The sequence below is a fragment of the Brevibacillus sp. FW306-2-1A-C05A genome, from assembly GCF_058781555.1.
The window spans coordinates 1-3466 of sequence record NZ_JBYSWV010000095.1; the positions used below are offsets into that span (position 1 = coordinate 1).

Genomic DNA, 3466 nt, shown 5'->3' on the forward strand with positions numbered 1-3466 from the left:
GGTGGATGATCCTGATAGCCTTCCAGCCCGATGAAGTATTGCAGATACGGGTTTTCGACAATCTGCTGGACCGTTTCCCGGTCCGACAGTTGCAAACGTTCCTGAATGATGAGTGCCCCGAGGGCGACACGGATGGAAACGGCCTTTTGTCCACGAAACGATTTGCGGAAGGACTTGGCATACTTTTTCTCTGCATGTGCCCACGGTACCAACCGAGCCAACTTGACCCAGCGATTTTCTTTACTCAACTTGCCGCCAAACGGCAAGAAAAAATCATCGGGGAGAAGCAGTTGATTTTCACGATGAGAGAGAAATTCGTACATTCAGATCCGCTCCATGTGCAAGGAATTTGAAGGAAAATCGCCGATTTCCTTGCACATGATTTCGATGAAAACGAGGCAAAACCCTTGTGGCTACAGTATTTTTTATCTGTTCAGCAGCCCCTAATCAGGGCAGTGAATGTGACCATTCCGAGACCCAGCATACAGGAGGCGCTTTTTCTTTTCAAACCGCAAATTAATTCATTACAGGAATAGCTCCCACTATAAATTAATGTTTTCTCGCGTTTACTCACTCGTTCTTAGATTTTCAGCCATCAACATTCCAGAGAAGTGGGCGAATCATGTAATTATGGAATATTTTTCTGAATGAGCCGGTGGCGGGAATAGAGATTCGAATCCTTTTTCCAATCTGTGGGTGAATCGTATGACCGCACATTTGGATATCCACTCCATTCCCCTGACGGCTTACCCTCCCATGTCACGCTGGGTCTTCGCCCTTACATTCCTTCGTTCTGCCTCTCAAGAGGTGGACGCCGCTTCTTGCTCCTTTACTGGGTCGTTGCCCTTACGGAATAGATCCTGCGGCTGCTCCGTGCTTCTGTTGTTGGTTTATTTCCAAGCTCTAGTGAGAAACGGAAAAATGGTTTGAATTAAGCTGCCATCTGTAATTGGGACTGGCGCACAGGTCCTAAAACGTCGGACGCATTGTAGGGGATGCACTTCGTGCCTAATGTATAAAGTACACGGATGAGCTTCCCGCAGAGCGCCACGATGGACTGCTTCTTCTTAAGCGGATTGTGACTTCGCTTCGTAAAGTAATGATGCAAGGCCTTGAATTCAGCGTTTTTGGCGACCATTGGCATCATCGCCCGAAATAGCAAGGCTCTTAGTCGGGATCGTCCACGCTTGGTAATCGTGGACTTGCCCTTCTTTTTGCCGGAGCTGTTCTCTTTGAGATTAAATCCAGCAAGTCGGATAATCTGCTGCCCATGGTCGTAACCGCTAAGATCGCCAACTTCAGCCAAGAAGCCCGCCAGCGTAACAACCCCGATTCCTGGTATTGTCAGCATCTCTTTTGTACCTGGAATTTGTGCAAGCAACTCCTCCACTTGTACCATGATTTCTTCAAGCTGTCTGGAGAATAGCTCATATTGTTCCAGTAAGGCCCTAAGCTCGATCTTCGCCGCCGTCAGCCCTTCGGTAAGCCCAATCGAGTTTGCGGCAGCCTGAAGGAGTTGCGCTGCCCGCTTGGAGCCAATCGCTCGCTTCACGTCTTCCTTCCATCGACGGACGATTGCGTCAGCACCAAGTGATACAATCTCCTGCGGCGTCGGAAATTCGCTAAGCGTGATAAGCGAAGCCTTTCCTTCCCAATCCTTAAACACACGACTGTACTCCGGAAAGAAGCGATCAAGCCAGTTCTGGATACGTCGCTGGACTTGCCCGAAGTTCACCATCACCTTCTCACGAAGGTTCATGAGAATGCGAAGGTCGGCATAAACGCTCGTGGGCAATTGAGGCTCACTGTACTTGCCATTGCGGACTAAATCGGCAATGAGTCTAGCATCCTTGTAATCATTCTTCGTCGGTGAATTGTCTTCCAATTCTTTGCTTTTATTGACGTGATGCGGATTCACGATAACGACTTTGACGTTCTCCCGATGCAGAAATTCGGCCAGTGGAAACCAGTAGTGTCCGGTTGGCTCGATGCCCAAGGTAATGTCCGTCTTGGCGTATTGCCGCTGAAGCTCCTTCATCCACGAAACGAGTTTCGTCAGGCCAGAATGGTCATTGCTGAACACGCAGTCCTTGCCAAGCTCGATTCCGCGGAAATCGACAGCTCTGGCAACATGCGTTTTCTTCGCAATATCTGCACCGACAACAAGGGTTAATTCGGTAATTTGTTGAATCCGTTGATTCTGCTTTTTCGATTGCTTATACTTCATAGTGGAGTACCTCCTGTACGGGTAATTGTTCTTTGGGTGGAACGTTTCCCAGTTTACAGAAGGTGCTTTTTTCATTCAAACCCCAAATTCATTCATTACAGGAATGGCTCCTGGAACGGAAAACCACTTTACCCTTCCAGCGTAAAGACTTGGTGGTCACGTTTTACGAAGCGGCACAAGCTGAAGTACATCCGTTTTCACGATTTGCGACATACTTCGGCCACTCTTCTTATTAACAAAGGTGTCCATGCCAAGATCATTTCAGAACGTCTCGGACATGCTAACATCCTTACGACCATGAACATTTATGGTCACGCTTTACGATCTGCTGACCAGGAGGCTGCTAAACATTTTGAATCTCTCTTCGACAGTCAGCCGAAAAGTAAAAAGGCCTGATGGTCACAACGGCCAAAAAATTCGTCCCCAGCCCGTCCCCAATTATGAGTTTTGACGCCTGTATTAGTCTTTTTCAGGCGATTATTACAACAAAAAAAGCCTTGATTTTCAAGGCTTTTGGCGTTTCTGTTATGGTGATCCGGACTGGGTTCGAACCAGCGACCCCCACCCTGTCAAGATGGTGCTCTCCCAACTGAGCTACCGGATCATGGGATATGTATGTGATCTTAAACATCTTATGTACTCGCTTAATGGTGGGCCCTGTAGGACTCGAACCTACGACCAATCGGTTATGAGCCGACCGCTCTGACCAACTGAGCTAAGGGCCCGAATCGCACCGGACGTCGATCACATTTATTACTATACAGCATCCCGAATTGGATTTCAAGAGGAAATGAATAATTTCTTGTAATTTTTTTCACTCTTACCAAAAGCACATGAAAAACCGCGTAAAATCAGCCTTTCAGCGTGCTCTTCTCCCCTAAAAATCAAGCTTGTACACACTCCTTCGCATAAAAATCGCCGAGAACGAAAAAGTTTTTACGAAAGATATTTCCGCCCCTATTGTCTCTTCGCTGATGATGGTGGTTAGGGGTTCGGTTTTCAGGTTAAGGTTTCGATTAAGTTTTTCATTGAGGTTTTTTGTTAAAGCTTTTGTTGAGGCCTTTGTTGAAGCCTTTGCTGAAGCCCTTGTCGAAACATTCATCGAAACTCCCACAACTCCTATCAGCAATGCACCAGAAAGAACAGGAACAAGTCCGAGTAAACGACGGATGAACGAATGAACAGTTAAACAGGCGAACAGACGAATAGAGCGCCGGATGACCACTCCCCGCCCCATCC

4 protein-coding genes and 2 tRNA genes are annotated in these 3466 nt (G+C 47.4%); 1 reads left to right on the top strand and 5 read right to left on the bottom strand.

Annotated features, from left to right (window positions below; genetic code table 11):
• Positions 1–323, bottom strand: a 323-nt coding sequence (locus AC3WJN_RS25395; RefSeq protein ID WP_492329354.1) for a transposase, incomplete at its 3' end; no start/stop codon positions are given.
• A gap of 608 nt (positions 324–931) precedes the next feature.
• Positions 932–2227 carry an IS110 family RNA-guided transposase gene (locus AC3WJN_RS25400; RefSeq protein ID WP_007780180.1) on the bottom strand — a complete coding sequence of 432 codons (1296 nt, stop codon included), beginning with the start codon at positions 2225–2227 and terminating at the stop codon, positions 932–934.
• Between the two features lie 36 nt (positions 2228–2263).
• Here AC3WJN_RS25400 and AC3WJN_RS25405 point away from each other — a divergent pair, with 36 nt between their 5' ends.
• The gene (locus AC3WJN_RS25405; RefSeq protein ID WP_237716603.1) at positions 2264–2623 is read left to right on the top strand and encodes a site-specific integrase; all 360 of its coding nucleotides are present in this window, start codon (positions 2264–2266) and stop codon (positions 2621–2623) included.
• A 132-nt stretch (positions 2624–2755) separates the two neighbouring features.
• Here the strand turns inward: AC3WJN_RS25405 and AC3WJN_RS25410 are convergent.
• The 3 genes from AC3WJN_RS25410 to AC3WJN_RS25420 all read right to left on the bottom strand — a co-directional run.
• Positions 2756–2831 (bottom strand) — tRNA-Val (locus AC3WJN_RS25410).
• A gap of 44 nt (positions 2832–2875) precedes the next feature.
• Positions 2876–2952: transfer RNA gene (locus AC3WJN_RS25415), tRNA-Ile, on the bottom strand.
• A 152-nt stretch (positions 2953–3104) separates the two neighbouring features.
• Positions 3105–3466: hypothetical protein (locus AC3WJN_RS25420; protein WP_492329355.1), on the bottom strand; the 362-nt coding region annotated here is incomplete at its 5' end.

What these genes read in the sequence shown, in the direction of transcription:
- AC3WJN_RS25400 (WP_007780180.1), bottom strand. Translation starts at nt 2,227, where the DNA reads ATGAAGTATAAGCAATCGAAAAAGCAGAATCAACGGATTCAACAAATT.